Origin of the sequence: Methylobacterium sp. NFXW15, assembly GCF_049887755.1 — a bacterium.
Lineage (GTDB): Bacteria > Pseudomonadota > Alphaproteobacteria > Rhizobiales > Beijerinckiaceae > Methylobacterium.
This window is the reverse complement of record NZ_JAGEKG010000002.1, coordinates 239,835-266,141: the sequence shown is the minus strand read 5'-3', so window position 1 is coordinate 266,141 and position 26,307 is coordinate 239,835. Positions and strand designations below refer to the sequence as shown.

Sequence of the window (26,307 nt, the reverse complement as noted above, 5' to 3'; positions counted from 1 at the left end):
GCCCTGGTGGGGCGCCCCGTCGCGGGTGGGCGGCTTATGGCGGATGGGTTGGCACAAGTCAACGTTTTGCAGGCGCTGACCGGCTATTCCTCAGTGTCCGTCGAACTCCATCAGGGTGCGGACTTCGACGCCGAGGTCGCGCAGGCGGGCGGCCCCGCCGATCTCGGGCAGATCGATGACGAAACAGGCCGCGACGACCTCCGCGCCGATCTTGCGCAGCAGGTTGACCGCCGCTGTCGCGGTGCCACCCGTGGCGATCAGGTCGTCGACCAGCAGCACCCGGTCACCAGGTCCGACCGCATCCACGTGGATCTCGATCTCGTCGGTGCCGTATTCGAGGGCATAGGCCATCGAAACGGTCGTGTGCGGGAGCTTACCCTTCTTGCGGATCGGCACGAAGCCGCACGACAATTGGTGGGCGATGGCGCCGCCGAGGATGAAACCCCGCGCCTCGATCCCCGCCACCTGCTTGATGCCGCCGCCCGCATAGGGATGAACCAGGGCGTCGACCGCCCGCCGGAACGAGCGCGGGTCCGACAGGAGCGTGGTGATGTCGCGGAAGATGATGCCGGGCTTCGGATAATCGGGAATCGAGCGAATCGACTCCTTCAGCGCGACGTGGCGGCGGGCTTCCATGCGGGCAGACTTCCCTGAAGAACGAGGCGGTTAAAGCAGAACGGCACGCACGGCGCCAGCAGGCGCCCCGCAAGCGCGCTCCTCAGGCCGTCTGAGCCTTCTTGAGGATGGCCAGCAGGTCCCGCTGCAGGGTCTCGTTCCCGCAGCAGACGGAGCGCGGACCCAGCGGCTCGGCGGCGCCATCCGCCGAAGTCACGAAGCCACCAGCCTCGCGCACCAGGGCGACCCCGCCTGCAAAATCGTAGGTCTGAAGATCGCGCTCCCAGTAAGCATCCAGGCGTCCGCAGGCCACATAGGCGAGGTCGAGCGCCGCCGAGCCCATCCGCCGCGTGCCGCCGGACACGGCCATGACTGCCGCGATCTCGCGCATCAGGCGCGGGTGGCTACCGCGCCCGAGATAAGGCGTGCCGTAGCCGACCAGGGCATCGGCCATCTCGGTGCGGGCCGCGACCCGGATGCGGCGGTTGTTGAGGTAGGCGCCCTTGCCACGCTCGGCGATGAAGAGTTCGTCCTTGATCGGATCAAACACCACGCCCGCCACCATCACGCCCTCGCGCTCGAGGCCGATGGAGACCGCGAAATGCGGCACACCGTGCAGGAAGTTCGAGGTGCCATCCAGGGGATCGACGTGCCACGTATGGCTCCTGTCGGTGCCCTCGATGAAGCCACCCTCTTCCAGCACCATGCTGTAACCGGGCCGCGCCTTCAGGAGCGCATCGCGCACCACTTCCTCGGCCTTGCGGTCGGCAGCGGAGACGAAGTCACCCGGCCCCTTGCGGGACACCTGTAGGTTCTCGACCTCGCCGAAGTCGCGCCGCAGGCTGCGGGCGGCCTTGCGCGCGGCATCGACCATCACGGTCATGAGGGGCGAGGAGATCATAGCGTTTCGGACTCTTGCGTCGCGGATTCGCGACGGTGGTTACAGGCAGGAGGCTGAGATGGCGAGCCTACGGACCGCTCACAGTCATTGCGAGCGCAGCGAGGCAATCCAGGGATGCGCTACGCGTGAGAGCGTCCCGCTACCCTGGATTGCTTCGCTTTGCTCGCAATGACGGCGTGCGAAAGTTGGACCGAAGCCCTACTCAGCCGCTTCGACGAACACCGTGCCCGCGCGCGGCAGGCCGAGCGTCGCCCAAGTCTCGCTCAGAGCCTCGGTGAGGCGTGCGATCTGGGCGGCGTCATGGAACGGCGATGGGGTGATGCGGAGCCGCTCCGTACCGCGCGGCACGGTGGGGTAATTGATCGGCTGGATGTAGATCTTGTGCCGCTCCAGCAGATGGTCTGCTGCCGCCTTGCACAGCTCGGCATCGCCCACCATCACCGGAACGATATGCGTCTCGGTTTCGAGGAGCGGGAGCCCAGCTGCATCCAGGGCAGCCTTGGTGGCGGCCGTCTGCTTCTGGTGCGCTTCGCGCTCGGCACCGGACCGCTTCAGGTAACGCACGGAGGCGGTGGCTGCCGCAGCCACGGCAGGCGGCAGGGCCGTCGTGAAGATGAAGCCCGGCGCGAAGCTTCGCACGGCGTCGCAGATCGCCGCCGAGCCGGTGATGTAGCCGCCGACGCAGCCGAAGCCCTTGGCGAGCGTGCCCTCGATGACGTCGACCCGGTGCATCACGCCGTCGCGCTCGGCGATGCCCGCACCGCGCGACCCGTAGAGGCCGACGGCGTGAACCTCATCAAGGTAGGTCATGGCGCCGTAGCGATCGGCGAGGTCGCAGATCTTCCCGATCGGCGCGATATCGCCGTCCATGGAATAGACCGACTCGAACACGATCAGCTTGGGCCGGTCGCCCGCCTCGCGCAGCAACTCTTCGAGATGCCCCAGATCGTTGTGGCGGAAGATCTTCTTCTCGCATCCCGAATGACGCACACCCTCGATCATCGAGTTGTGATTGAAGGCATCCGACAGGATCAGACAGTCCGGGATCAGCTTGGCGATGGTGGAGATGCCGGCCTGGTTCGAGACGTAGCCCGAGGTGAAGACGAGGCCCGCCTCCTTGCCGTGAAGGTCGGCGAGTTCGCGCTCGAGATCGACCAGGGGCGAGGTGTTGCCCGCGATGTTGCGGGTGCCGCCTGCACCGACGCCGCAGCGCGCGGCCGTCTCGGTCATGGCGCCGACCACCTCGGGGTGCTGACCCATGCCGAGGTAATCGTTGGAGCACCACACGGTGATCTCCGAGACCGTGCCGTCCGGACGGCGCCACTTCGCGGCCGGAAAGCGGCCGGAAATGCGCTCGATATCCGCGAAGACACGATACCGCCGCTCGCTGTGGAGCGCGTCCAGAGCGCCGCGGAAGTAATGTTCGTAACCGGCACCCGCGCGCACCTCCGCCACGGGGGCGAGCGTCTTGCCGGGATTCCGGAGTGCAGGCATTGAGCGTCCTTCAGAGGGGGTCGCCGCCGGTTGGCTGCATCGAGGTGGCGCGTTGTATACCCATTCCGCGCCGATCTGGAACCGCTACAAGTCGAAGGTCGGCCCTCCGCGCCCTGCAACCCTCCCTGGATCCAGATCAATGCACGAGGAGAAACCGGCCTCGCGGGACGAGCGTCTGAAGGCGGCGCTCAGAGCGAATCTGCGTCGACGCAAGGCGCAGGAGCGCGGCCGAGCGACCCCGGAAAAGCCGGATGCGGGCCGAGACGACGAGACGCAGGATCATGACGCGCCGGTTGCATTCGCGGCAAACGGTCCCGATTCCGACAAATCCGGTCTATAGCAGCCTCCGGCTAAGCCTGGGCGCCTGCGCCCTCTGACGAATTTCGGCCCCGCCGCGTGCCGGGGGCTCAGGACACAACCCATGGATCGTATCCACATCACCGGCGGCGCGCCGCTCAACGGCGTGATCCCGATTTCGGGCGCCAAGAACGCGGCACTGCCGCTGATGATCGCCAGCCTGATGACCGGCGAGACGCTGGAACTCATCAACGTGCCGCGTCTGGCCGACATCACGGCCCTGCTCCGCATCCTCGGCAATCACGGCGTCGACCAGATGGTGGTCGGTAAGCGGCCCGGTCAGACCTCCGAGACCGGCCAGACGATCCGCCTCACCGCCTCGAACATCATTGACACCACGGCGCCCTACGACCTCGTCTCGACCATGCGGGCGAGCTTCTGGGTCATCGCGCCCCTGCTGGCCCGGTTCGGCGAGGCGAAGGTCTCGCTGCCCGGCGGCTGCGCCATCGGCACGCGGCCGGTGGACCTCCTCATCAGGGCGCTGCAGCAGCTCGGCGCCGAAACCGAGATCGACGGCGGCTACGTGATCGCCAAGACGAAGAAGGGGCTGCGTGGGGGGCAGGTGACCTTCCCGAAAGTCACCGTCGGCGGCACGCATGTCGCCCTCATGGCCGCCGCTCTCGCCTACGGGACGAGCGTGATCGAGAATGCCGCTCGCGAGCCGGAGGTGGTGGACCTCGCGGACTGCCTCAACAAGATGGGCGCGCGCATCAAGGGTGCGGGCACGCCGCGCATCGAGATCGAGGGCGTGGCCCGCCTCAACGGCGCCCGCCACGAGGTGCTTCCCGACCGGATCGAGACCGGCACCTACGCCATGGCCGTGGCCATGACCGGCGGCGATGTCGTCCTGAAGGATACGCGCGCCGACCTGCTTCATTCCGCCCTCGACGTGCTGGCGACCACGGGCACCGAGATCACGCAAGTGGATGGCGGCATCCGCGTTCGCCGCAATGGCGGTGGCATCGCCGCAGTGGACGTGACGACGGACCCGTTCCCCGGCTTCCCGACCGACCTGCAGGCGCAGTTCATGGCGCTGATGACGCTGGCCAAGGGTCAGTCGCACATCCGCGAGACGATCTTCGAGAACCGCTTCATGCACGTGCAGGAACTCGCCCGCCTCGGCGCGAAAATCCGGCTCGACGGCGACATGGCGATTGTCGAGGGCGTCGAGCGCCTGCGCGGCGCGCCTGTCATGGCCACCGACCTTCGTGCCTCGGTCTCCCTCGTGATCGCGGGTCTCGCCGCCGAGGGGGAGACGCAGATCAACCGGGTCTACCACCTCGATCGCGGCTTCGAGGCTCTGGAGGCCAAGCTAGGACGGTGCGGCGCGCAGATCGAACGCGTGCGGGGATAAGCGGCGCCAGAGCCGAAAGGGAAACGGGCGGCCCTCGCCGCCCGCTTCGAAGAACGTCAACCGCCGATGGCGCCGCGCTTGAGGCCGAAGCCGGGGATCTCGCAGCCGCAGGGCGCATTGAACGGGCCCGGACGGGTCGGGCAGTTGCCCCGCGCGGTCACGCAGATCCGGCCGAAGCGGCGCGGGCCGTCATCGTAATCCTCCCGGTAATGTCGGCGGGGACGATCATCGTAGTAATCCGGCGGCGGCGGACGGCGCGGGCGGTAGTCATAATCGTCGCGGTAATATTGCGCGCTTGCCGGCGTACCCAGCGCCGGAGCGAGCGCGAGGGCGGCCAGAACCGCCAGCGTGATGCGCTTCACCGTGATTGTCCTGTCTGTCGTCCGGCCGCGTTCCGGCGGCCTCGGTCATATTCAACCTAGCCGTGCGATCATGAACGGCGAATGAGGTGGGACGATCGGACCACGCCGCCGTTGCCCGGACAAGCCGTCGCCGCTACCTACGCCCTGCCGCCCCGCCGGGGGCACCCATCACCCGACCGGAACCCGAGATGGAGCTTCTGAAGCTCGCTGCCCTGGACGCCGAGGATCTCACGGTCATCTCGGCCCACCTGCAAGATGCGATCCTGCGGCCGGAGGATCTGACCTACCTGATGGCCGAGAAGCGCTTTGCCCTGGTGCTGCGCCGCTTCGACTGGTCCGCCGGGCCGAAGGCGCGGCCGCGTCGGCGGCTCACGGGGCTGCATTTCGAGCGGGTGCTCGGTGTGCGCACGCGCGGCCTCCGGCAGGGACCGGACGCAATGCCGCTGAGCCTCCTGGCGATGACCTTCACGCCCGGTGATGCGCCATCGGGACATGTGGAAATCCTGTTCTCCGGCAACGGGACGATCCGCCTGGAGGTGGAGTGCATCGAGGTTCGCATGCGAGACCTCGGCCCGGTCTGGGAAGCGGCCAAGCGGCCTGGACATGACGACGCGGCCGGACCGGCGGCCTGAGACGGAAAGGGACGAACATGGTCCGCATCGACAGCCGGGATCCGGATTTCGCGAAGTCTTTCGCGCATCTGCTGACCCTCAAGCGCGAGATCGCCGAGGATGTGGACGACGCCGTCCGCAAGATCATCGCGGACGTGGTCGCGCAGGGTGACGACGCCCTGGTCGCCTACACACGCCGTTTCGACCGGCTCGGCGACGACTTCTCGGCCGAGCGCCTGCGCATCGGTCCGGACGAGGTTGCCGCCGCCGTCGCCGCCTGTCCGGCGGAGGCGATCGAGGCACTCAAGCTCGCCGCCGAGCGAATCGAGACCTTCCACCGGGCCCAAAAACCCGCCGACCATAAGGCGACGGATGCGTTGGGCGTCACCGCCGGTTGGCGCTGGACGGCGCTCGAATCGGTCGGCCTCTACGTTCCGGGCGGGACGGCGAGCTACCCGTCCTCCGTGCTGATGAACGCCGTTCCCGCGCGGGTGGCGGGCGTACCGCGCATCGTCATGGTGGTGCCGACCCCGGATGGAATTCTGAATCCGTTGGTGCTGGCGGCTGCGCAGCTTGCGGGCGTGGACGAAATCTACCGCGTCGGCGGGGCTCAGGCCGTGGCCGCGCTCGCCTATGGCACGGCAACCATTGCGCCGGTCGCCAAGATCGTCGGCCCCGGCAATGCCTGGGTCGCAGCGGCCAAGCGCCGGGTGTTCGGGCAGGTCGGCATCGACATGATTGCCGGTCCATCCGAGGTGCTGATCCTGGCCGATGGCGAGGCCAACCCGGATTGGATCGCCGCCGACCTCCTGGCCCAGGCCGAGCACGACACCGCCGCCCAGGCCGTGCTCATCACCGACAGCGCCGATCTCGCGGATGCCGTGGAGACAGCCGTGGAGCGGGCGCTCACCACCCTCCCCCGCGCCGAGATCGCCCGGGCGAGCTGGCGCGATTACGGAGCGATCGTGCGCGTGCGCGACTTCGACGAGGCGATCCCCCTCGTGGACAGAATCGCCCCCGAGCACCTCGAAATCGAGACGAAGGACGCGGAGGCGCTGTCCCTGAAGGTCCGCAACGCGGGCGCGATCTTCCTCGGCTCGCACACGCCCGAAGCGATAGGCGATTACGTCGGCGGCCCGAACCATGTCCTTCCGACCGCTCGTTCCGCCCGATTCTCCTCCGGGCTCGGCGTGTTGGATTTCATGAAGCGCACCACGGTGCTCGCCTGTACGCCGGAGAGCTTGCGGGCGCTCGGGCCGGCGGCGATAACGCTTGGCCGGTCGGAGGGCCTGGAAGGCCACGCCCGCTCCGTGGCGATCCGGCTGAATTTGTGAGGCGGTGGGGATGTCGGACAAGGAGGGGGCGGACAAGAATCCGAATCGTCTCGTCGCGGTGACACTGGACGAAGCGTCCATCGCCCGCGGCAACCCCGATCAGGAGCATGAGCGCGCCATCGCGCTCTACGACATTCTGGAAGGCAACAGCTTCTCGATTCCCGGCCGGGAGGGCCCGTACAAGCTTGTCCTCGGCCTCGTCGAGAACAAGCTCTCCTTCGCCATCAGCACGGCGGCGGGCGACCCGGTGATGACCCACCTGCTGTCTCTCAGCCCCTTCCGCCGGGTCATCCGCGACTACGAGATGATCTGCGAGAGCTACTACAACGCGATCCGCACCGCTTCTCCGAGCCAGATCGAGGCCATCGACATGGGTCGGCGCGGGCTGCACAACGAAGCCTCAGAGACGCTGAAGCAGCGCCTTGATGGCAAGGTCGATCTCGACCACGATACCGCGCGCCGCCTGTTCACCCTGATCTTTGCCCTTCACTGGAAAGGCTGAATCAGTGGCGGACCCACGTCCGGCCTAGGCCGCCATGGCCGAGCCGCCACCCGATCCGCTCCCGCGGAAGCCGCGGGTGCAATCCGTCCTGTTCATGTGCAACTTCAACGCGGTGCGCTCGCCCGCCGCCGAAGCGATCGCACGCCATTATTTCGGCAAGTCGATCTATGTGCAGTCGGCGGGCGTCCGCCAGGGCGAGCCGATCGACCCCTTCATGGTCGCGGCACTGGATGAGATCGGCATCAACGCGAGCCGCCACCGTCCCCGCACCATCGAGGAATTGGAGGATTGGGAGGGTCTGAACTTCGACCTGATCATCACCCTGGCGCCGGAAGCGCACCACAGGGCCCTCGCTCTGACGCATACGCTGGCGGCCGATGTGGAATACTGGCCGACGCCCGACCCTACCCTGATCCAAGACGCCTCACGCGAGCAGCGCCTCGATGCCTATCGGGACGTGCGCGATGGGCTCATGGCGAAGATCAAGAAGCGTTTGAAGTCGTAAGGCTGCACGCTCAGCGCAGGACCGGCAGGGAATTGGCGGCGAGCGTCCCGACGAGGGCGGCACGCTCGCGTGCCACGAGGTCCGGCCGAGCCTGGGCGATGTCGTCGGCGTCGAGCAGCGGCGAAGCCGAGAGCGCAATGAGATAGGCGCTTTCCTCACTCCGGCAGGCGCGCAAGGCAGCGTCCGCGGCGAGATCCCGGCCTGTCAGGGAGGCACCTTCGGCGTAGGCTCGCCCGAGGCAGCTCCTCCACGAGGAATGCGCCGTGGCGGCATCCCCCGCCCAGGAACGGGCCGGGACCAGCGCAACCATGATGGCGGCGGCGGACAGGGCGAGCAGGGAGCGACGGAGAGTGGCCACGGGTGGATCCGGACGGCGGAAAGCACCCGTTAGCCTTCACGGAGAGGATCAAGAAACCCTTAACGGGACCCAACCTCTTGTCGATAAGTGAAGGCCGTCCAACGCTGCCTGACAGGCCGTGGCGGCACGGGCGATTCAGTGTGCCCGCGCCACGCAGAACTCGACCGCATCGAGGAGCGCAGAGCGCACCGGCCCCTCTGGAAAGATGTCCAGCGCGGCCTTGGCCGTCTCGCCGTAGTGGCGAGCGCGGGCGACGGTCTCTTCCAGGGTGCCGTGGCGGCGCAGGATCGACAGCGCCGTGGCGAGGTCGTCGTCGCGAATCTCTCCGCGCGTCAGGGTCCGGCGCCAGAAGCCCCGCTCTTCCTCGTCGCTCCGCCGGTAGGCGAGGACGATCGGCAGGGTAATCTTCCCCTCCCGGAAATCGTCGCCGACATTCTTGCCGAGCTCCGTCGAAGTGCCGCCGTAGTCGAGGGCGTCGTCGATGAGCTGGAAGGCGATGCCGAGATTCATTCCGTAGGCGCGGGCGGCGGCCTGCTCCGCCTCGCTGCGCTGGGCGATGACCGGCCCGACCTCACACGCTGCGGCGAAGAGTTCGGCGGTCTTGCCGCGGATCACGGCGAGATAGGCCTCCTCGCTGGTCTCGAGGTTCTTGGCGGCGGCGAGCTGCATCACCTCGCCCTCGGCGATCACCGTCGCGGCGGCCGAGAGGATGTCGAGCGCCTTCAGGGAGCCGACCTCGACCATCATGCGGAAGGCCTGGCCCAGAAGGAAATCGCCGACGAGCACGCTCGCCTCGTTGCCCCACTTGATACGCGCGGCGACGCGGCCCCGGCGCATGTCGCTCTCGTCCACCACATCATCGTGAAGGAGCGTGGCGGTGTGCATGAACTCGACGCTGGCAGCGAGCTTCACATCACCATCCTTGCCCGCCTCGTCCGCGTAGCCGCAGAGTTGCGCGCAGGCGAGGGTGAGGATCGGACGCAGGCGCTTGCCGCCGGAGGCGATGAGGTGGTTCGCCACCTCCGGGATCATTGCGACATCGGAGCCCGTCCGGGACAGGATCGTAGAGTTGACCCGCTTCATCCCGTCGGCCACCAGCGCGACGAGGTCGTTCAGCCCGGCCTCGTCAGGCTTCTGCGGGTTCTCGATCGTGGCGGCGATACCCAAGATCCGTGACTCCCAAACCGGGCCGAGCGGCAAACGTCCGCGCGGAAACTATCGGCGCCGTCCAATCGCATGGTGCCTGCGGCGTCGCAACATTCGCCGATATGGGACAGACCGCTTCCGTACTCCACGCGGCGAATGCGCCAACCCGTTGCCGGTCTCCCGGCGCAGAGGAAGATCAGCCCGATGATCGAATTGATCCGCGCGAACGATATCGTCCTCATCGGCTTCGCGCGCTCCCTCTTGGAAGACGCGGGCATCCCGGTTCTGGTGGCGGACGAACACATGAGCGCGATGGAGGGCTCGATCGGCATGTTCGGCCGGCGTCTACTCGTGCCGACCGATCATGGCGCCCAAGCGCGGCGCATCCTGAAGGATGCTGGCCTCGCGCACGAGTTGCGCGAGCCGTGAGCGACGCGGACGCCTTTCTCGGCGGCAGGCTGCATCTGCGCCAGCCGCCGCGCGGTGCCCACCGGGCCGGAACGGATGGGGTGTTGCTCGCGCGGCTCCTGACGCCAGAGCCGGGCGAGCGGCTTTGCGATCTCGGATCGGGACCTGGGATCGTCGGCCTCGCCTGCGCCGTGCTGCGGCCGGGCCTGTCCGTCACGCTGGTCGAGCGTGATCCGGCGATGGCCGAGTTGGCCCGCGCGAACGCCGCACTCAACGCCATTCCCGCCGTGGTGATCGAGACCGATGTGCTCGCCCCCGGACGGGTAAGAGCCGCCGACGGCTTGCTGCCGGATGCCTTCGACCGGGTGCTGACGAACCCCCCCTTTTTCGAGAACGGGCGCTATCGCCCCTCCCCCGACGCCCAGAGGGCCGCCGCCCACGGCTTCCCGGCGGAGGGCCTCGACGGGTGGATCCGCACCTGTGCCTCGATCCTCCGGCCAGGCGGTTCGCTCGGGCTCATCCATAGGGCGGATGCGCTGCCTCAATGCCTCGCAGCCTTGACGGGGCGCTTTGGCGGGATCTGCGTGCGGCCGATCCAGGCGAAAGCGGGCGAGGCGGCGATCCGCATTCTCGTCTCAGGCGTCAAGGGCAGCCGGGCTCCCTTCAGCCTTGTGGCGCCCCTGATCCTCCACGCCGAGGATGGGCGTTTCACGCCCGAAGCCGAAGCTCTCCACCGCTAGAGCCTTATCCGACAGAGTTGAACCGCCCCCCGTCGATGGCCTCCCGGCCGTCATTGCGAGCCAACTGGGTCGAAGACGGCTCTAGGAGGCCCCGTGCCGAAGCGCGCATTGTTGCTGCACCGCACCCTGAGGTAGGAGCACAGGCATGTCCGACACCGCGCCGACGCCCTCACTCTGGACCCGGTTGTCCAACCCTGGCCACTTCATGCGCTGGTCGGGGACAATCCTACCGTGGCTGGCGGCCCTGTCGGTCGCGGCACTGGCCTATGGCCTTTACCTGACCTTTGTCGTCGTGCCCGCCGATTACCAGCAGGGCGAGACGGTGCGGATCATGTACATCCACGTGCCCGCAGCGTGGCTCGGCGTGTTCTTCTATGGCGCCATGACCCTTTCGGCGATCGGCACCCTGGTCTGGCGGCATCCCCTCGCGGATGTGGCGCAGCGGGCCGCCGCGCCGATCGGCGCAGCTTTCACGCTCGTCTGCCTCGTCACCGGCTCGCTCTGGGGGAAGCCGATGTGGGGCACCTACTGGGTGTGGGATGCCCGGCTGACCTCGATGCTCGTGCTATTCCTGATCTATTGCGGCCTCATCGCCCTCTGGCGGACCATTGAGGATCCGAACAAGGCGGCGCGGGCTGTGGCGATCCTCACCCTGGTCGGCGCGGTGAACCTGCCGATCATCAAGTTCTCGGTGAATTGGTGGTCGACGCTGCACCAGCCCGCCTCGATCCTGCGGATGGGCGGGTCGAGCATCGATCCGTCGATGCTCTATCCGCTGCTGCTGATGATCGGCGCGGCGACGCTCGGCGGTACGACGCTGCATCTCTATACGATGCGCACCGAGATCATGCGCCGCCGGGTTCGGACCCTGACGATCCGCGAGGCGGAACGGCTCGATGCCGGCGCCCGGCGGATCGTCCCCGCCCCCGCCTCGGCGCCGCTTCCTCAAGCCCTGTAGGCCGCTTCGTGTTTGATCTCGGACCGCATGGCGGCTTCATCGTCGCTGCCTACGCTTTCACGGCGTTGATCATGGTCGGCCTCGTCGGGAACGCCCTGCGCGACCGCGCGGCCCAGCGGCGGTCGCTGCGCCGCTTTGGGGAGGACAGGCGTTGAGCCCTCACGAAGAGACCGGCGGCGCCCCCGCGCCGCCGCGCCGCTCCCTGTTGCTGGCCCTGCCGGTCGTCGTCTTCGTCGTGCTGGCGGGGGTGATGTTCGTGCGCCTCCGCTCGGGCGCGGACCCGTCCGCCCTCCCCTCGGCCATGATCGGCAAGCCGGTGCCGAGCTTCACCCTGCCCGCCGTTCCGGGCCTCGCCAAAGACGGGGCCGCCGTGCCCGGCCTTGCGAGCACGGACCTGAAGGGCACCGTGACGGTGCTGAACGTCTTCGCTTCGTGGTGTGCGCCCTGTCAGGTCGAGCATCCGATGCTGATGCGGCTCGCCCGTGAGCCGGGCATCCGCCTCGTCGGGATCGACTACAAGGAGCCGAACCCGGCGGCGGGACAGAAATTTCTCGACCGGCACGGTGTTCCGTTCTCGGCCGTGGGTGCCGACGCGGAAGGCCGCGCGGCCATCGATTTCGGCGTCTACGGTGTTCCCGAGACCTTTATCATCGGACCGGATGGGGTGATTCGCGACAAGATCGTCGGCATTCTCACCCCCGAGAATTTCGCCAGCGTCCTCGCCCGCATCCGGGCCGCCGGGAAAGTCGCGGAGGCGCGCTGACTCCCCCGCCGTTTAAATCCCTCCGCCGTCATTGCGAGCGCAGCGAAGCAAACCAGGGATACGCGACGTTCGGAAACGAACCCGCTGCCCTGGCTTGCTTCACTTCGTTCGCAATGACGATGATGGTTCGGGGTGAAAGGCCTAAGCCTCAGGCTGCTTCTGCTCGTAGCGCATCAGCAGCGGGGTCTGGGCCAAAGCGAAGAGCACGGTGATGGGCATGATGCCGAACACCTTGAACTTCACCCAGAACTCGTAGTCCTGCGTCCGCCAGACGATCTCGTTCAGCACGGCGAGCGCCAGGAAGAACAGGCCCCAGCGCAGGGTCAGGCGCCGCCAGCCTTCGTCCGTCAGCGAGAACACGCTGTCGAGCACCACCGACAGCAGCGGCTTGTTGAACATCAGGCCGCCGAGCAGGATCAGCCCGAACAGGCTGTTCACGATCGTCGGCTTGATGACGAAGAACGTCTTGTCCTGCAACGCGAGGGCGAGTCCGCCGAATACCAGCACGACGACGCCCGAGACGAGGGGCATGATCGGCACGCGGCGCAGCAGAGCGAAGTGGATCGCCAGCGACACGACGGTCGCGCCCACGAACAACCCGATGGCGGTGTAAGTCACCTGATCGCCGGTAAGCCCCAGGCGTTCGCCGAAGGCGTTGGACAGGAAGAACAGCACCAGCGGACCCAGTTCGAGCCCGAGCTTGGCAAGCGGCGGCAAATGCCGACGCGGCGGAATGGCTTCGATCTGCATGGTCTCAGTCCCGTTCCAGGCCGGCGACGGCCCTGGCGAAATCGCGGGCGGCGAAGGGCTCCAGATCCTCCACACCCTCTCCGACCCCGATGAAATGCACCGGCAGGCCGAATTTGGCCGCCAGCGCCACGAGGATGCCGCCCCGCGCCGTGCCGTCGAGCTTGGTCATCACGAGACCGGTGATCGGCGCGGCCTGCGAGAACAACTCGACCTGGGACAGGGCATTCTGGCCGACCGTCGCATCGAGCACGAGCAGCGTTGCGTGCGGTGCCTCAGGGTCCTGCTTCCGCAGGACGCGGACGATCTTCTCCAATTCGGCCATCAGGCCGGTCTTGTTCTGTAACCGGCCCGCCGTGTCGATCAGGAGGATGTCAGTGCCTGCCGCCTGCGCCTTCTTCAGCGCATCGAAGGCGAGACCGGCGGCATCCGCCCCTTGCGCGCCGCTGACCACCGGCGTGCCGGTGCGCGCGCCCCAGACGTTCAATTGCTCGATGGCCGCCGCGCGGAACGTGTCGCCCGCCGCCAGCATCACCGAGCGGCCCTCGGCGTGAAACTTCGACGAGAGCTTGCCGAGCGTCGTAGTCTTGCCCGCGCCGTTGACGCCGACGGTGAGGATCACGAACGGCTTCTTGGTCCCGTCGATCTCCAGGGGCTTCGCCACGGGCTCAAGCGCCCGCTCGACTTCGGTCGCAAGGATGGAGCGGACCTCGTCCGGCGAAATGCCCTTTTCGTAGCGGCCCTTGCCCACCGCCTCGGAGATCTTCATCGCGGTCTCCAGGCCGAAATCAGCCTGGATCAGCGCATCTTCGAGGTCTTCGAGGGTTGTGGCGTCGAGCTTGCGCTTGGTGAATAGCCCCGTCACCCGGTCGGACAAGGCCGAAGAGGTTCGGCGCATGCCGGTGGTCAGGCGGCTCCACCAACCCTTCGCCTCCGGCTCCCGGTCGGGGCCAGCGCCCGCATCGTGCGCCAAGGCGGCGGCGGTATCGAGGGGCTGGATGTCGGGGTCGAGGGCGACCTCCGGCTCGCGGTTCATCGTGCCGGTATCTGCGGGGTCGGCCCCATGGCGCGGGTCGTCGCCCGCCGTCCCGGCGGGGGGACGTTCGTCCTCGCCTTCGATCGGCAGGAGATCCGCGCCCTCGTTGGCATCGATCTCCGTCTCGTCCTCGGGCAGTGGTATGTGCTCGACATCGTCGGCGCCCGTGGCGAAGTCGAGATCGCCCTCGGACGGCGTGACCGGTGTTTCCTCCGGCGCGTCCTGCTTGATCTCGTCCTTGCCCTTGCGCCCGAACAGGCGCCCGAACCAGCCGGGCTTGTCCTCGCTCGTCATAAACCCTCGCATTCCGCCCGAATCCGGCGCATGTCCCGAATCCGATGCCTCATACAACCGACATAGGCGCGCGCCTGCTCTATCGCGATGCCCTGGTGCTCATCATCGACAAGCCGGCGGGCCTGCCGGTCCATCCCGGGCCTCGCGGCGGCGAGACGCTGACCGACCATCTCGACGCCCTCCGCTTCGGCCTGCCCCGGCGGCCGGAGGCGGCGCACCGCCTCGACCGCGACACGTCGGGATGTCTCGCTCTCGGCCGCCATGCCAAGGCATTGGCCCGTCTTGGCAAGCTGTTTTCCGGCAATGCCGTGGACAAGACCTACTGGGCTGTCGTCTCCAATGGCCCGACCGATGATTCGGGCAGCATCGACCTGCCCCTGGCCCGCCGCTCCTCCGATCCACGCTCGTGGTGGATGAAGGCCGACCCAGCGGGCGACCCCAGCCTGACCCATTGGCGCGTCCTGGGCCGGGGCGAAGGACTCACTTGGCTTGAATTGAAGCCGGTGACGGGACGCACTCATCAATTGCGCGTCCACTGCGCGGAATCGGGTTGGCCCATCCTCGGCGATCCGATCTATGGCGGCGCGCCGAGGGGGAGCGCCCTGCATCTGCACGCTCGCGCCTTGTCGCTTCCGCTCTACCCGAAGCGCGATCCGATCGTCGTTCAGGCACCGGCTCCGACGCATATGGAAGCGACACTTCAAACGATGGGGATTCCGTCCTCGACCTCATCCTGAGGCGCCTGCGTCAGCAGGCCTCGAAGGAGGGCTCCAGAACACACTGCGATCCCTGAAGCTCTCCTTCGAGGCGGCTTCGCCGCACTTCAGGATGAGGAGCGTGACATGGACGTTCCAAACTCTCACGCTGGGTGATTGATCGAAATAGGCGGTCGAGCGCCCTCGGCGATCAGTCGCGTCCCATCATGCCCGGCGATCCGCACGGTGAGCAGCGTGCCCGCCGCCACGTCGTCCCCCAGGACCACGGTGGAAAAGTCCTCCGCCCGTCCGGTGCCACCGCGTTCCGCCAGCACCGTGACCCGCCGCCCAACCTGTCCGGCGAGGTGACGAGCGCGCGCCGCGTCGCCCGCCTCACGTAGCCGCGCTGCACGCTCGCGAATGATCTCAGGCGCGACCGGCGGCATCCGCGCGGCGGGTGTGCCGGGACGCGGCGAGTACGGGAAGACGTGCAGATGCGTCAGCCCGCACTCCTCCACGAGCGCGAGGCTCTGCGCGAATTGCGCGTCCGTCTCCGTGGGGAAGCCCGCGATCAGATCGGCGCCGAAGACGAGGCCGGGACGTGCGGCGCGGGTGGCTTCACAGAAGCGGATCGCATCCGCCCGGCTATGCCGCCGCTTCATCCGCTTGAGGATGAGGTCGTCACCCGCCTGCAGGGACAGGTGCAGGTGCGGCATCAGCCGGGGCTCGCCTGCGATGGCCTGAAGAAGGGCGTCGTCCACCTCGACCGAGTCGATGGAGGACAAGCGGAGCCGGGCAAGATCCGGCACTTCGGCGAGGATCCGCAGCACAAGGCCGCCAAGGGAGAGACCCTCATCGAGGTCCCGCCCGTAGGCCGTGAGATCGACACCCGTCAGCACCACCTCGCGACCGCCCGCCTCGACCGCGCGTGCGACCTCCTCGATCACGGCGTCGGCCGGGACCGAGCGCGACCGCCCGCGTCCGAAGGGAATGACGCAGAAGGTGCAGCGGTGGTCGCAGCCGTTCTGAACGGGAATGAAGGTGCGGGTATGCCCTGCCATGCCCGCAACACCGGCGGGTTCGGCGGTGAGGGTGTCCATCACCGCGCCGGGTCCCCGCGCGGCACCCGCCCAGGCGGCGGGGCGAAGCTTCTCGGCATTGCCGATCAGGCGGGAAACCTCGGGCATGGCGCGATAGGCTTCGGTCTCGACCTCGGCGCCGCAGCCGGTCACGACGATCTCTGCCTCGGGCCGCGCGCGCGCCGCCTTGCGGATGGCCTTGCGCGCCTGCCGCCCGGCCTCCTGCGTCACGGCGCAGGTGTTGACGACGAGTCGCGGGCGCCCGTCCGTCGCGGCGAGGCGGCGCATCGCCTCGGTCTCGACGATGTTGAGACGGCACCCGAAGGACAGGGTCTCGACGATGTCGGGCCGGTCCTGCATCAGCCGATCCCGGCGAAAAGCTCCGGCGCGAAGGTGCCTTCCGCGACCAGAGCGACCGGGCCGGTCATCAGCACATGGTCGTCCGCTCGCCACTCCACGAACAGGTCCCCGCCGGGCAGGCTGACATTGGCCTGACGCCCGATCATGCGCAGGCGCGAGGCCGCCACGACCGTGGCGCAGGCCGCCGTGCCGCAGGCGAGCGTCAGACCGGCGCCACGCTCCCAAACCCGGAGCTTGATCGCTTCGCGGCCGAGCACCTGGGCCACCGAGATGTTGGCGCGTTCGGGAAAGACCGGGTGGTTCTCGAGGAGCGGCCCGATCCGGCCGAGATCATAGGTGTCCGGGTCCGCGTCCACGAAGAACACGGCATGCGGGTTGCCCATATTCACGACCCCCGGCGAATGCAGCACGGGCGCATCGATGGGCCCGATCTGCAATTCGATGCGACGGGTATCGGGGAAGGGCTCGGCCAGGGGGATCTCGTCCCAGGCGAGATGCGGGCGGCCCATATCGACCGTGAAGGACCGCTCGGAATTGCGCCGCACGCCGACGCGCCCGGCGCTCGTTTCCAGCAGAAGCCGCCCGCCCTCGGCCGGACGAGCCATGGCCGGATCGTCGAGCATCGCAAAGGCCACGCAGCGCGTGCCGTTGCCGCAAGCGCCGGATTCCGACCCATCCGTGTTGTAGATCCGCATGAAGGCGTCGGTCTCCGTGGTCACGGGATCGTGCAACACCATCAATTGATCGAAGGACGAGCCGGGATCGGCCGCGATGGCCCGCGCTTCGGCGGCGGACACGCGCAGGGGCGTGCCGCGCAGGTCGAGCACCACGATGGCGTTGCCGGCGCCGTGCATCTTCAGGAAACGTCGATGGGCGAGTGCGCTCATACGGAAAGATCAGCCGGAGGGGTTCGGGGGCTTATGGCAAACCCGGCGCATCAGCGCGAGGGCGCTGCAGCGTTGCAGATCCGCCGCACATGCAGAGGCCGATGGCGGATGCCCTCGCAGGGCCGCTCGACTGCGATTAACTTGGAGGCGGCTGCCGCGAGACCCCGAGTCGCCGCCGCCGATGGGAGCCCCCCCGCGTGACCCGCTGCCGCCGTCTCGTTCCCGCGCTCTGCGCCGCCGCCGTTGGGCTTGCCTTCGTTCAGCCCCTGGCGGCGCAGCAGCCACCATCTCCGGCCCAGACCAATCCGCTGCCGACCACCACCGCGCCGAATCCTCCGGCCGACCCCGACAAGAGCGCGGCGCCGGCCCCGCAACAGGCGATCGCGCCGCCGCCCGCCGGGCAGGCCGCGCAGCCCGCCGACCCGACGCGTCCGCCCCTCGTCGCCAAGCCTGCCGAGCCCGGCGATGTCGATGAAGTGACTCTTCCGGCCAAGCCCGCCGCCATCCTCACCGGCAAGGCGACCTGGGAAGAGGCGGTGCAGAACCTCAAGAAGGCCTTCGCTCAGATCGAGGCCGACCTCGCCAAGGCGGGGCTGAAGCCCGCCGGGCGTCCGCTCGCCGTCTTCACCAAGACTGAGGATTCGGGTTTCGAGTTCGACGCCATGATCCCCGTGGCCGCCGTTCCGAGTCCGCCCCCCGCGATGGAGGACGGCCTGCGCTTCGGCACGACGCCCTCGGGCAGGGCCCTGCGCTTCGCTCATCGGGGGTCTTACGAAGGTATCGACGGCACCTACGAGACCCTGACCGCCTACCTCGATGCCAAGGACATCGTGGTGCAGGACAAGTTCATGGAAGAGTACGTGACCGACCTGAAGGACGGTGCGGACGATGGCCTCGACGTCAACATCTACGCGTTGCTGAAATGACGTTCGCGAGGGGAGGACGCCTCGCTCGCCTGCCCGGGCCGAGCGAGGATGGACATTTTGCCGCCTCCACCATGGGGCGGGAACGCGGCCAAGTTGCGTGTGATTTGTCGGTCATGTTTGCCGCGAACGATCATGCGCCGTCATCGGCCATGCCGCCTGCCAACGAGACGGCCGCACCGGCCGGATCGGACCTCGCGCTTCTGGTCCATGCGCGGCTCTGCAGCGTCTATCACTGCCCGATCCCGTATTTCAGCGAGAAGGAACCGCTCTCAGAGTTGATTTCGGCGCTGCTCTCGCACCGGACCCGCAACGCCGCCTCCGGCAAGGCCTTCAAGGCTCTGCGCGAGCGCTTCCCCACCTGGGACGAGGTGATGCAGGCCGAGACCAGCGAGATCGAGGAGCTCATCGCCGGGGTGACGTGGCCTGAACTCAAGGCGCCGCGCATTCGCGCCATCCTCAGCGCGATCCAGGCCCGCGCAGGACGCCTCAGTCTCGATTTCCTCGCCGAACTCTCGCCTCCGGAGGCGCGGGCTTGGCTGGAACAGTTCCCGGGTATCGGTCCCAAGACGAGCGCAGCGGTGCTGTCGTTCTCGTCGCTTCGGATGCGGGCGCTGCCGGTCGACAGCCACCATCATCGTGTTGCCCAACGCCTCGGCCTCATCGGCAAGAAGGTCGGCCTCGGCCCGGCCCACATCCTCCTGCTTGCTCAGTTGCCCGCCGACTGGACGGCTCAGGATCTCTACGACAACCACGAGATCCTGATGCTGCACGGCCAGCAGGTCTGCCACCATCGCCGCCCGGCCTGTGGACGCTGCCCCCTGGTCGATCTCTGCCCGAGCGCACTGCGCGAGATGCGCGAGCCCTGAGGGCGCGCATCGTCTTGACCCCCCCTCGCCCCGGGTGCCACTAACCGCCGCCCGGCTGGCGAGACGTGACCACACGATACCGGCCCCACACTGTCAGGATCGGCGCCGATGGCCGCGTTCAAGGAATTGGTCTTCTCCGGGGTTCAGCCGACCGGAAACCTCCACCTCGGCAATTATCTCGGCGCCATCCGCCGCTTCGTGGAGATGCAGGAGCGCGAGGCGCAGTGCCTCTATTGCGTGGTGGATCTTCACGCGATCACAGTCTGGCAGGACCCGGACGCCTTGCGCGGGCAGATCCGCGAGGTCACGGCAGCCTTCCTCGCCTCCGGGATCGATCCGAAACGGTCCATCGTGTTCAATCAGAGCCAGGTGCCGCAGCACGCCGAACTCGCTTGGATCTTCAATTGCGTCGCCCGCCTCGGTTGGCTGAACCGCATGACCCAGTTCAAGGAGAAGGCAGGCAAGGACCGGGAGAACGCCTCCATCGGTCTCTACGACTATCCCGTGCTGATGGCCGCCGACATCCTCGCCTATCGCGCCACCCATGTGCCGGTGGGCGAAGACCAGAAGCAGCATCTGGAGCTGACCCGCGACATCGCGCAGAAGTTCAACACCGATTTCGGGTCGTCCATCGCCGCGCAGGGGCATGAGGGCGGCTTCTTCCCCATCACCGAGCCGATCATCGGCGGCCCGGCGGCCCGGGTGATGTCGCTCCGTGACGGTACGAAGAAGATGTCGAAGTCCGACCCTTCGGACAATTCGCGCATCAACCTGACCGACGATTCGGACGCCATCGCGCAGAAGATCCGCCGGGCGAAGACCGATCCCGAGCCCCTGCCCTCCGAGGTCGCGGGACTGAAGGAGCGGCCGGAAGCGGACAACCTCGTCGGCATCTACGCCGCGCTCGCGGGCACGACCCGCGAGGATGTGCTGCGTAACCATGGCGGCGCGCAATTCTCGGCGTTCAAACCGGCGCTCGCCGACCTCGCCGTGTCGAGCCTCGCGCCCATCGCCGCCGAGATGCGCCGTCTCTCGGCCGATCCCGGCCACATCGAAGCCGTCCTCGCGGATGGTGCCGAGCGGGCCGAGGCCATTGCGCAGCAGACCCTCGATTCGGTGAAGGACATCGTCGGCTTCGTGCGGAGACAGCGGGGATGACGATCCGGGCACTGGTCTTCGACGTCTTCGGGACGCTGATGGACTGGCGCTCCGGCGTCGCGCGGGACGCGCGGCGCCTCCTCTGCGCGCAGGCCCCCGAACTGGATGCGGGCGCCTTCGCCGATGCGTGGCGCAAGCGCTACCAGCCCTCGATGGAGACGGTGCGCTCCGGCACCCGCCCCTATGTCGATCTCGACATCCTGCATGCCGAATCGCTCCCCGAGGTGCTCGCGCAATTCGGGGTCGCCAACGTGTCCGATGAAATACGGGCCGAGTTGGTGCAGGCATGGCACCGCCTCGATGCATGGCCCGAGGTTCCCGCCGCCTTGGCCCGGCTGCGCCAGCGCTTCCTGCTCGCGCCGAACTCCAACGGCCCGGTGCGGCTGATGGTCGATCTCGCCCGCCGCAACGGCCTCGTCTTCGATGCGGTACTCGGAGCAGGTTATTCCCGCGACTACAAGCCGAAGCCCGCACTCTATCGCGACGCCGTCGCGGCCTTCGGTTTCGCGCCGGAGGAGACGATGATGGTCGCCGCCCATTCGGACGACCTCGCGGCGGCGGCGAGCCACGGTCTCGCCACCGCGCATATCGCAAGGCCCTCGGAGCATGGACCCGCCGGGGGCGAGACCGCGCCCAGCGTCCCCGTTACTTTCGCCGCCTCCGATCTCGCGGATCTCGCGGATCAGCTCGGCTGCCGCTGACACCAGAGGGGAACCCGACGTGGCCGATTGGAACCCCGCCCTCTACACCCGCTTCGAGGATGAACGGACTCGCCCGGCGGGCGATCTCCTCGCGCGGGTGCTCCTCGACCGGCCGTCCCTGGCCTTCGATCTTGGTTGCGGGCCGGGCAACTCGACCGCCCTCATCGCCGCCCGCTTCCCTGACGCCGAGATCGTCGGGCTCGACACCTCTCCCGCCATGCTGGACAGCGCGCGGGCCCGCCTCCCCCATCTGCGCTTCGCCCTCGCGGATGCGGCGACCTGGGAGCCGGAGCAGGCACCGGACCTGATCTACGCCAACGCCGTGCTGCAATGGCTGCCGGACCACCACAGCCTGCTGCCGCGCCTGTTCGGGCTTCTGGCGCCGGGCGGCGTACTCGCGGTGCAGATGCCCGACAACCTGTCCGAGCCATCGCACCGGATGATGCGCGAAGTCGCGGCGTCCGGCCCCTGGGCCGCCGCCATCGGCGATCCGACCGTGGCCGGGCGCCTCGGACGCATGCTGGAGCCCGCGGCCTATTACGATCTCCTCGCGCCGCTGGCGGATGAGGTCGATGTCTGGCGCACCACCTATCACCACCGCATGACGGATGCGGCGGCGATCGTCTCCTGGGTCAGCGCGACGGGGCTGCGCCCCTTCATTGACCCGTTGGACGAGGCTCAGCGAGCGGGCTTCCTCGCGGCCTACGAGGCGGCGATCGATGCATCCTACCCGCCCCGCACCGACGGGCGGCGGCTTCTGGCCTTCCCACGCGTCTTCATCGTCGCGCGCCGTCGGTCCTGAAGACCTCCGTTTTTGCGAGTGTCGCGAAGCAATCCAGGGATCCGCCACGTCCGGACGCGGCCCTCCGCTCCTGGATTGCTTCCCTCCGTTCGCAAGGACGTTGGATCTCAGGCCTTCCCGCGTGCGACGAGTTCGCCATAGGCTTCGAGATCGAGTTGGCCCTCGGCTTCAACCCGAGCCCGATCCTCGTCCGCGATGACCGGCTGGATGAAATCGAGCCGCTTCCACTGTGCCAAAGGCGTTTCCTCGCCATCCTTCGGCACGTAGCGGCTCTGCTCGACCTTCGTGTAGCGATGGATGTAACGGGGGCAGTTCACCCAGACCGACTCGACCTCGACACGCACGATGTACTGCGCCTCCGGGAAAGAGCCGATCAGCGGGTCGTCCTTGATCAGCCGGGCCACGCCCTGAAGCCGCAGGCGATGGGGCGTTTCGAAGTCGATGAACAGCATGCCGACCTTCCCCTGGCCGGTGATGTTGCCCATCGAGAGGAACATGCCGTTCCCATCATAGCCGGGGAAAGCCAGTTCCTTGTCGCCGAGGACCCTCACGACGCCGGTCGGGCCGCCCTTGTAGGAGACGGTTGGGTTTCCCTGCGCGTCCACCGTCGAGAGAAAGAACATGTCCCGCGTTTCGATGAAGGCGCGGTCCTGATCATCGAGGGCATGATGGACGTGATGCTTGTCGAGCAGATCGGCGAGCTTGGTCGTCCCGAAATCGTCCTGCAGCGCGCGATGCGCATCGCCGTATAGGGAATCCAACAGCTCCTCCCATTTTTGGTTGAGCCGTTCATTTCAGAGGCGGCGCGCAAAGAAAAGGGCCGGCCCCATCTCTGGAGCCGGCCCACTCACCTCACGGATGAGGGGATCAGTTGCGGGACTTGTCGACCAGCGCCTTCTCGGAGATCCACGGCATCATGCCACGCAGCTTGGTGCCAACCTCCTCGATCGGATGAGCGGCGAGCTTGGCGCGGGTGGCCTTGAACGAGGTCTGGTTGACCTTGTTCTCCAGCATCCAGTTGCGGGTGAAGGTGCCCGACTGGATGTCGTTCAGCACGCGCTTCATCTCGGCCTTGGTCTCGGGCGTGATGATGCGCGGACCCGTCACGTACTCGCCGTACTCGGCGGTGTTCGAGATCGAGTAGTTCATGTTGGCGATGCCGCCCTCGTAGATGAGGTCGACGATCAGCTTCACCTCGTGCAGGCACTCGAAATAGGCCATCTCGGGGGCGTAGCCCGCCTCGACGAGGGTCTCGAAGCCGGCCTTGATGAGCTCGACGAGGCCGCCGCAAAGCACGGCCTGCTCACCGAACAGGTCGGTCTCGCACTCTTCCTTGAAGGTGGTCTCGATGATGCCGGCGCGGCCGCCGCCATTGGCGGACGCGTAAGACAGGCCGAGATCATGGGCGTTGCCGCTCGCGTCCTGGGCGATGGCGATGAGCGTCGGCACGCCGCCGCCACGCAGGTATTCGGAGCGCACGGTGTGGCCCGGGCCCTTCGGGGCGACCATCAGCACGTCGAGATCGGCGCGCGGCTCGATCAGGTTGAAGTGCACGTTCAGACCGTGGGCGAACAGGAGGGCAGCGCCCTGCTTCATGTTGCCAGCCAGCGACTCACGGTAGATGTCGCCCTGCAACTCGTCGGGGGTGAGCATCATCACCACGTCGGCCCACTTGGCGGCCTCGGCGACGTTGAGCACCTTGAAGCCCTCGTGCTCGGCCTTCTTGGCGGTGGCGGAGCCCTCGCGCAGGGCGATGACGATGTCCTTCACGCCCGAATCGCGCAGGTTGAGCGCGTGGGCATGGCCCTGGCTGCCGTAACCGACGATGGCGACCTTCTTGCCCTTGATCAGGTTCAGGTCGGCGTCGCGATCGTAATAGACCCGCATGGCGGCTTCTTCCTTCAGAATAAACGATGAGCGCGCGCGGGCGCTCGTTGGGTGTGCGGCCGTGCGATGCGCGGGCTTTTAGCCGCGCAAGACCCTGAACGGAAGGCCAAACCGTACAGAGCTGTCCTGTCGGAGCGATCCTGTCGTCAGACCGGCGGGGTCAGCCCTTCGCGAGCGAGCACCGCTTGAACCGCCGGGCGGGCGGCGACGCGCTTGGCATGTGCGGTCCAAGCCGGGAAGCGCCCGGCCATGTCGAACTTCAGCACTTGGCCGCGTCCCCACAGCCAGAACACGAGCAGGTAGGCGTCCACGACGCCGTAGCTCTCGCCGACCGCCCACCCCCCATGAGAGAGGCGCACTTCGGTCATGGTGCAGAGGTCGCCATAGGTGTCGGCAGCCTTCGCGCGGATGCCCTCGAAGGCCTCCTCGTCGTCCGTGTAGCGCTCGACGCGGCGAACATGCGCGTACGTGACGTGATGATTGCAGGCGAGCCAGCCGAGCCATTCGTCGGTCGTGGCCATGTCGCGCAGATCGCTCGGCCACAGCCCCTTGTCGGGCACCTGCCGGGCGATGTGGCGCATGATGGCCGCGCATTCGGTGAGCACCCAACCGTCCTCCGACAGCGCCGGAACGCGGCCCCGGTCATTGATGGCGAGGTACTGACCCGAACGCTGATCGCCCTTCGCGAGATCGAGCGCCTTGCCCTCGTAGGGAAGGCCCGATTCCTCGAGGATGATGTGCGCTGCCAATGAACAGGCGCCGGGGGCGTAGTAGAGGGTGCGGGTCATGAGCCTGCTTCGCGAATTTTGACGGGGCGCTGGGATCGACACGCCCCTACGATGATGGCGAGTGGCAGTCGCCGCTCAGAGCGGCTCCGCCCCCCGGCTCATCGCGGCGATGCCGGTGCGGCAGATCTCGACGAGGCCGATCACGCTCATCAGACGCACGAAGCGATCGATCTCCTCGGTCGAGCCGGTCAGCTCGAAGACGAACGAGTTAAGTGTCGCGTCCAGCGTCTTGGCGCCGAAGGCGGCGGCGAGGCGCAGTGCCTCGCTCCGGTGCTCGCCCTCGCCCTTCACCTTCACGAGACAGATCTCGCGCTCCAGCGCGTTGCCTTGAAGGGTCAGGTCGACGACGCGGTGCACCGAGACGAGACGGTCGAGCTGGGCCTTGATCTGATCGATGACGGCGTTGGTGCCCGTGGTCACGATGGTGATGCGCGAGATGTGGCGCGCCTCCTCGGCCTCGGACACGGTCAGGCTCTCGATGTTGTAGCCCCGCCCCGAGAACATTCCCGAGATCCGCGCGAGCGCGCCCGGCTCGTTGTCGACCACCACCGCAAGGGTGTGACGGTTGACCGCCTCGACCCGGACCGGCTCCGGGTAGTGGGTGTTCATCGCGTTCATGCCCTTGGTCCCGTCCTGTCGTTGCGGCCCGTTCCCGGCCGTTTCCCGTGAAGTCCCGTCCCGGAAGGTCGCCTGGACGCTCCCGAAGACGCGTGATAACGGCGCGGCCGATGACAGCCCGACAGCGCGCCCTTGAAGCCGTGAGCCCACGCGGACGCCTCGGCGTCGAGCTCGGGCCGTTGAACCGACCGTTGATCCGGCGCGAGGACGGTGAGATCCTCTACGCCGACCACCGCTCCACCGAAGACCTCCGCGCCAAATACGCCGGACACCCTTCGGTCGTCGGAGCGCAGGCGCAGCCCATCGTCAATGTCGATCTCGTCCTCGAACACCAGAGCCTCGCGGAAGCCCTCGGCCCCCGTTCGCCTGTGGACTACATCGTGGCGAGCCACGTCATGGAGCACATTCCCGACCCGCTGGGCTGGCTGAACGATCTGGCCGCCGTCCTGCGCGAGGACGGGGTGATCTTCCTGGCCGTGCCCGACAAGCGATTCACCTTCGACTTTCACCGCAGACCTTCCACGACGGCGGATCTCGTCGGCCACCATCTGACAGGCGCGACAATCGCGAGCCCGATTCAGGTCTTTGACTACGTGTCCCGCGTGGCGGAGGTCGATGCCGCCGCCGTCTGGGCCGGAACGGAGCGCGCGCCGGGTCCGATCTTTGAAGGGCAGTTGAGCCGAGCCCTCGCGGATGCCCGCAGCGTCGCCGAGCATGGGAGCTACGTCGACACCCATTGCACCGTCTACACGCCAGTGAGTTTCCTCGCCGTGTTCCGCGACGTGATCGAACTCGGGCTGATCCCCTTCGAGATCGCCCGCATCGAGCCGACGCAGCGGAATACGATCGAGTTCTACGTGACCCTGCGCAAGCGATCCGCCGCGAGCCCTGCCGAACGCGCCGCCGCGACCCCGCACCTCGATCCGAGCCACCACGACGCGTGGCCCGACGTGCCGGTGCGTGGGTTCGGACGGCGCCTCACCCTGGCGCTGCGGATGCTGCGCAAGGGCAGCATCCGCGAGGCTGAGGCCGGCAAACACGGCTGATCACCCCTT

General features: G+C 67.7%; 31 protein-coding genes. 17 read left to right on the top strand and 14 right to left on the bottom strand.

Going from position 1 to position 26,307, the window contains the following annotated elements; genetic code table 11:
- Nucleotides 1-90 precede the first annotated feature (90 nt).
- From J4O73_RS05565 to hemA, 3 genes are all read right to left on the bottom strand, one after another.
- Nucleotides 91-636 carry an adenine phosphoribosyltransferase gene (locus tag J4O73_RS05565; protein ID WP_378966385.1) on the bottom strand — a complete coding sequence of 182 codons (546 nt, stop codon included), beginning with the start codon at nt 634-636 and terminating at the stop codon, nt 91-93.
- Between the two features lie 82 nt (nt 637-718).
- A complete protein-coding gene (locus J4O73_RS05560; RefSeq protein WP_426215371.1) occupies nt 719-1,516 on the bottom strand; it encodes an inositol monophosphatase family protein in 798 nt (265 codons plus the stop codon).
- 198 nt (nt 1,517-1,714) lie between these two features.
- Nucleotides 1,715-3,010, bottom strand: coding sequence for a 5-aminolevulinate synthase (gene hemA / locus J4O73_RS05555; RefSeq protein ID WP_426215369.1), 1,296 nt, complete (start codon nt 3,008-3,010; stop codon nt 1,715-1,717).
- A gap of 421 nt (nt 3,011-3,431) precedes the next feature.
- Here hemA and murA point away from each other — a divergent pair, with 421 nt between their 5' ends.
- Nucleotides 3,432-4,721 carry a UDP-N-acetylglucosamine 1-carboxyvinyltransferase gene (murA, locus tag J4O73_RS05550; protein ID WP_426215367.1) on the top strand — a complete coding sequence of 430 codons (1,290 nt, stop codon included), beginning with the start codon at nt 3,432-3,434 and terminating at the stop codon, nt 4,719-4,721.
- Nucleotides 4,722-4,777: 56 nt separating this feature from the next.
- Here the strand turns inward: murA and J4O73_RS05545 are convergent, their stop codons facing one another.
- Nucleotides 4,778-5,083, bottom strand: coding sequence for a hypothetical protein (locus J4O73_RS05545; RefSeq protein WP_426215365.1), 306 nt, complete (start codon nt 5,081-5,083; stop codon nt 4,778-4,780).
- Nucleotides 5,084-5,271: 188 nt separating this feature from the next.
- Here J4O73_RS05545 and J4O73_RS05540 point away from each other — a divergent pair, with 188 nt between their 5' ends.
- The 4 genes from J4O73_RS05540 to J4O73_RS05525 are packed head-to-tail and all read left to right on the top strand — an operon-like array spanning nt 5,272 to nt 8,035.
- Nucleotides 5,272-5,715 (top strand): DUF2948 family protein, encoded by a 444-nt coding sequence (locus tag J4O73_RS05540; RefSeq protein ID WP_426215363.1) that lies wholly within the window; start codon nt 5,272-5,274, stop codon nt 5,713-5,715.
- A gap of 17 nt (nt 5,716-5,732) precedes the next feature.
- Entirely contained in the window at nt 5,733-7,028 is a 1,296-nt protein-coding gene (hisD, locus tag J4O73_RS05535) for a histidinol dehydrogenase (protein ID WP_426215361.1), read from the top strand.
- Nucleotides 7,029-7,038: 10 nt separating this feature from the next.
- The gene (locus tag J4O73_RS05530) at nt 7,039-7,530 is read left to right on the top strand and encodes a UPF0262 family protein (protein WP_378966398.1); all 492 of its coding nucleotides are present in this window, start codon (nt 7,039-7,041) and stop codon (nt 7,528-7,530) included.
- A gap of 34 nt (nt 7,531-7,564) precedes the next feature.
- The gene (locus tag J4O73_RS05525; RefSeq protein WP_426215358.1) at nt 7,565-8,035 is read left to right on the top strand and encodes a low molecular weight phosphatase family protein; all 471 of its coding nucleotides are present in this window, start codon (nt 7,565-7,567) and stop codon (nt 8,033-8,035) included.
- Nucleotides 8,036-8,045: 10 nt separating this feature from the next.
- On the opposite strand, the gene J4O73_RS05520 is transcribed toward J4O73_RS05525, so the two are convergent.
- Entirely contained in the window at nt 8,046-8,393 is a 348-nt protein-coding gene (locus J4O73_RS05520; RefSeq protein WP_426215356.1) for a hypothetical protein, read from the bottom strand.
- 135 nt (nt 8,394-8,528) lie between these two features.
- Nucleotides 8,529-9,554 carry a polyprenyl synthetase family protein gene (locus J4O73_RS05515; RefSeq protein ID WP_426215988.1) on the bottom strand — a complete coding sequence of 342 codons (1,026 nt, stop codon included), beginning with the start codon at nt 9,552-9,554 and terminating at the stop codon, nt 8,529-8,531.
- 189 nt (nt 9,555-9,743) lie between these two features.
- On the opposite strand from J4O73_RS05515, the gene J4O73_RS05510 reads away from it, so the two are divergent.
- From J4O73_RS05510 to J4O73_RS05490, 5 genes are all read left to right on the top strand, one after another.
- A complete protein-coding gene (locus J4O73_RS05510) occupies nt 9,744-9,968 on the top strand; it encodes a DUF2007 domain-containing protein (protein WP_378966405.1) in 225 nt (74 codons plus the stop codon).
- Complete coding sequence (locus J4O73_RS05505; RefSeq protein ID WP_426215354.1) at nt 9,965-10,687, top strand: tRNA1(Val) (adenine(37)-N6)-methyltransferase; 723 nt, start codon at nt 9,965-9,967, stop codon at nt 10,685-10,687. Before J4O73_RS05510 ends, J4O73_RS05505 begins: the two co-directional genes overlap by 4 nt.
- Nucleotides 10,688-10,832: 145 nt before the next feature.
- Nucleotides 10,833-11,645, top strand: coding sequence for a heme ABC transporter permease (locus J4O73_RS05500; RefSeq protein WP_426215352.1), 813 nt, complete (start codon nt 10,833-10,835; stop codon nt 11,643-11,645).
- An 8-nt stretch (nt 11,646-11,653) separates the two neighbouring features.
- Entirely contained in the window at nt 11,654-11,800 is a 147-nt protein-coding gene (gene ccmD / locus J4O73_RS05495) for a heme exporter protein CcmD (protein ID WP_426215351.1), read from the top strand.
- Complete coding sequence (locus tag J4O73_RS05490; RefSeq protein ID WP_426215349.1) at nt 11,797-12,408, top strand: DsbE family thiol:disulfide interchange protein; 612 nt, start codon at nt 11,797-11,799, stop codon at nt 12,406-12,408. Before ccmD ends, J4O73_RS05490 begins: the two co-directional genes overlap by 4 nt.
- A gap of 141 nt (nt 12,409-12,549) precedes the next feature.
- Here J4O73_RS05490 and J4O73_RS05485 read toward each other — a convergent pair whose 3' ends face one another.
- Both J4O73_RS05485 and ftsY read right to left on the bottom strand, forming a co-directional pair.
- Nucleotides 12,550-13,158: a septation protein A gene (locus J4O73_RS05485; protein WP_426215347.1), complete on the bottom strand. Its 609-nt coding sequence runs from the start codon at nt 13,156-13,158 to the stop codon at nt 12,550-12,552.
- 4 nt (nt 13,159-13,162) lie between these two features.
- Nucleotides 13,163-14,485 carry a signal recognition particle-docking protein FtsY gene (gene ftsY / locus J4O73_RS05480; protein ID WP_426215345.1) on the bottom strand — a complete coding sequence of 441 codons (1,323 nt, stop codon included), beginning with the start codon at nt 14,483-14,485 and terminating at the stop codon, nt 13,163-13,165.
- Between the two features lie 44 nt (nt 14,486-14,529).
- Here ftsY and J4O73_RS05475 point away from each other — a divergent pair, with 44 nt between their 5' ends.
- Nucleotides 14,530-15,222, top strand: coding sequence for an RluA family pseudouridine synthase (locus J4O73_RS05475; protein WP_426215343.1), 693 nt, complete (start codon nt 14,530-14,532; stop codon nt 15,220-15,222).
- Nucleotides 15,223-15,344: 122 nt separating this feature from the next.
- Here J4O73_RS05475 and mtaB read toward each other — a convergent pair whose 3' ends face one another.
- Together mtaB and dapF are read right to left on the bottom strand one after the other, a co-directional pair.
- Nucleotides 15,345-16,619, bottom strand: coding sequence for a tRNA (N(6)-L-threonylcarbamoyladenosine(37)-C(2))-methylthiotransferase MtaB (mtaB, locus tag J4O73_RS05470; protein ID WP_426215341.1), 1,275 nt, complete (start codon nt 16,617-16,619; stop codon nt 15,345-15,347).
- Entirely contained in the window at nt 16,619-17,506 is an 888-nt protein-coding gene (gene dapF, locus J4O73_RS05465) for a diaminopimelate epimerase (protein WP_426215339.1), read from the bottom strand. Before dapF ends, mtaB begins: the two co-directional genes overlap by 1 nt.
- Nucleotides 17,507-17,703: 197 nt before the next feature.
- Between dapF and J4O73_RS05460 the strand changes: the two genes are divergently transcribed.
- The 5 genes from J4O73_RS05460 to tam all read left to right on the top strand — a co-directional run bounded on the left by J4O73_RS05460 (nt 17,704) and on the right by tam (nt 21,959).
- Nucleotides 17,704-18,432, top strand: a complete 729-nt coding sequence (locus J4O73_RS05460) for a GyrI-like domain-containing protein (RefSeq protein ID WP_426215337.1) — start codon at nt 17,704-17,706, stop codon at nt 18,430-18,432.
- Nucleotides 18,433-18,545: 113 nt separating this feature from the next.
- Nucleotides 18,546-19,298 (top strand): endonuclease III domain-containing protein, encoded by a 753-nt coding sequence (locus J4O73_RS05455; protein WP_426215335.1) that lies wholly within the window; start codon nt 18,546-18,548, stop codon nt 19,296-19,298.
- A 108-nt stretch (nt 19,299-19,406) separates the two neighbouring features.
- Entirely contained in the window at nt 19,407-20,456 is a 1,050-nt protein-coding gene (gene trpS / locus J4O73_RS05450; RefSeq protein ID WP_426215333.1) for a tryptophan--tRNA ligase, read from the top strand.
- Nucleotides 20,453-21,157, top strand: coding sequence for a haloacid dehalogenase type II (locus J4O73_RS05445; protein ID WP_426215331.1), 705 nt, complete (start codon nt 20,453-20,455; stop codon nt 21,155-21,157). Before trpS ends, J4O73_RS05445 begins: the two co-directional genes overlap by 4 nt.
- Nucleotides 21,158-21,176: 19 nt before the next feature.
- Nucleotides 21,177-21,959, top strand: a complete 783-nt coding sequence (gene tam / locus J4O73_RS05440; RefSeq protein ID WP_426215329.1) for a trans-aconitate 2-methyltransferase — start codon at nt 21,177-21,179, stop codon at nt 21,957-21,959.
- A 107-nt stretch (nt 21,960-22,066) separates the two neighbouring features.
- On the opposite strand, the gene J4O73_RS05435 is transcribed toward tam, so the two are convergent.
- The 4 genes from J4O73_RS05435 to ilvN all read right to left on the bottom strand — a co-directional run bounded on the left by J4O73_RS05435 (nt 22,067) and on the right by ilvN (nt 25,252).
- Nucleotides 22,067-22,720: a pyridoxamine 5'-phosphate oxidase family protein gene (locus J4O73_RS05435; protein ID WP_426215327.1), complete on the bottom strand. Its 654-nt coding sequence runs from the start codon at nt 22,718-22,720 to the stop codon at nt 22,067-22,069.
- Between the two features lie 106 nt (nt 22,721-22,826).
- Nucleotides 22,827-23,846, bottom strand: coding sequence for a ketol-acid reductoisomerase (ilvC, locus tag J4O73_RS05430; protein WP_378966438.1), 1,020 nt, complete (start codon nt 23,844-23,846; stop codon nt 22,827-22,829).
- A 146-nt stretch (nt 23,847-23,992) separates the two neighbouring features.
- Entirely contained in the window at nt 23,993-24,634 is a 642-nt protein-coding gene (locus J4O73_RS05425; RefSeq protein WP_426215325.1) for a glutathione S-transferase family protein, read from the bottom strand.
- A gap of 75 nt (nt 24,635-24,709) precedes the next feature.
- Nucleotides 24,710-25,252: an acetolactate synthase small subunit gene (ilvN, locus tag J4O73_RS05420; RefSeq protein WP_426215323.1), complete on the bottom strand. Its 543-nt coding sequence runs from the start codon at nt 25,250-25,252 to the stop codon at nt 24,710-24,712.
- Nucleotides 25,253-25,362: 110 nt separating this feature from the next.
- Between ilvN and J4O73_RS05415 the strand changes: the two genes are divergently transcribed.
- Nucleotides 25,363-26,298 carry a class I SAM-dependent methyltransferase gene (locus J4O73_RS05415; RefSeq protein WP_426215321.1) on the top strand — a complete coding sequence of 312 codons (936 nt, stop codon included), beginning with the start codon at nt 25,363-25,365 and terminating at the stop codon, nt 26,296-26,298.
- Nucleotides 26,299-26,307: the final 9 nt, after the last annotated feature.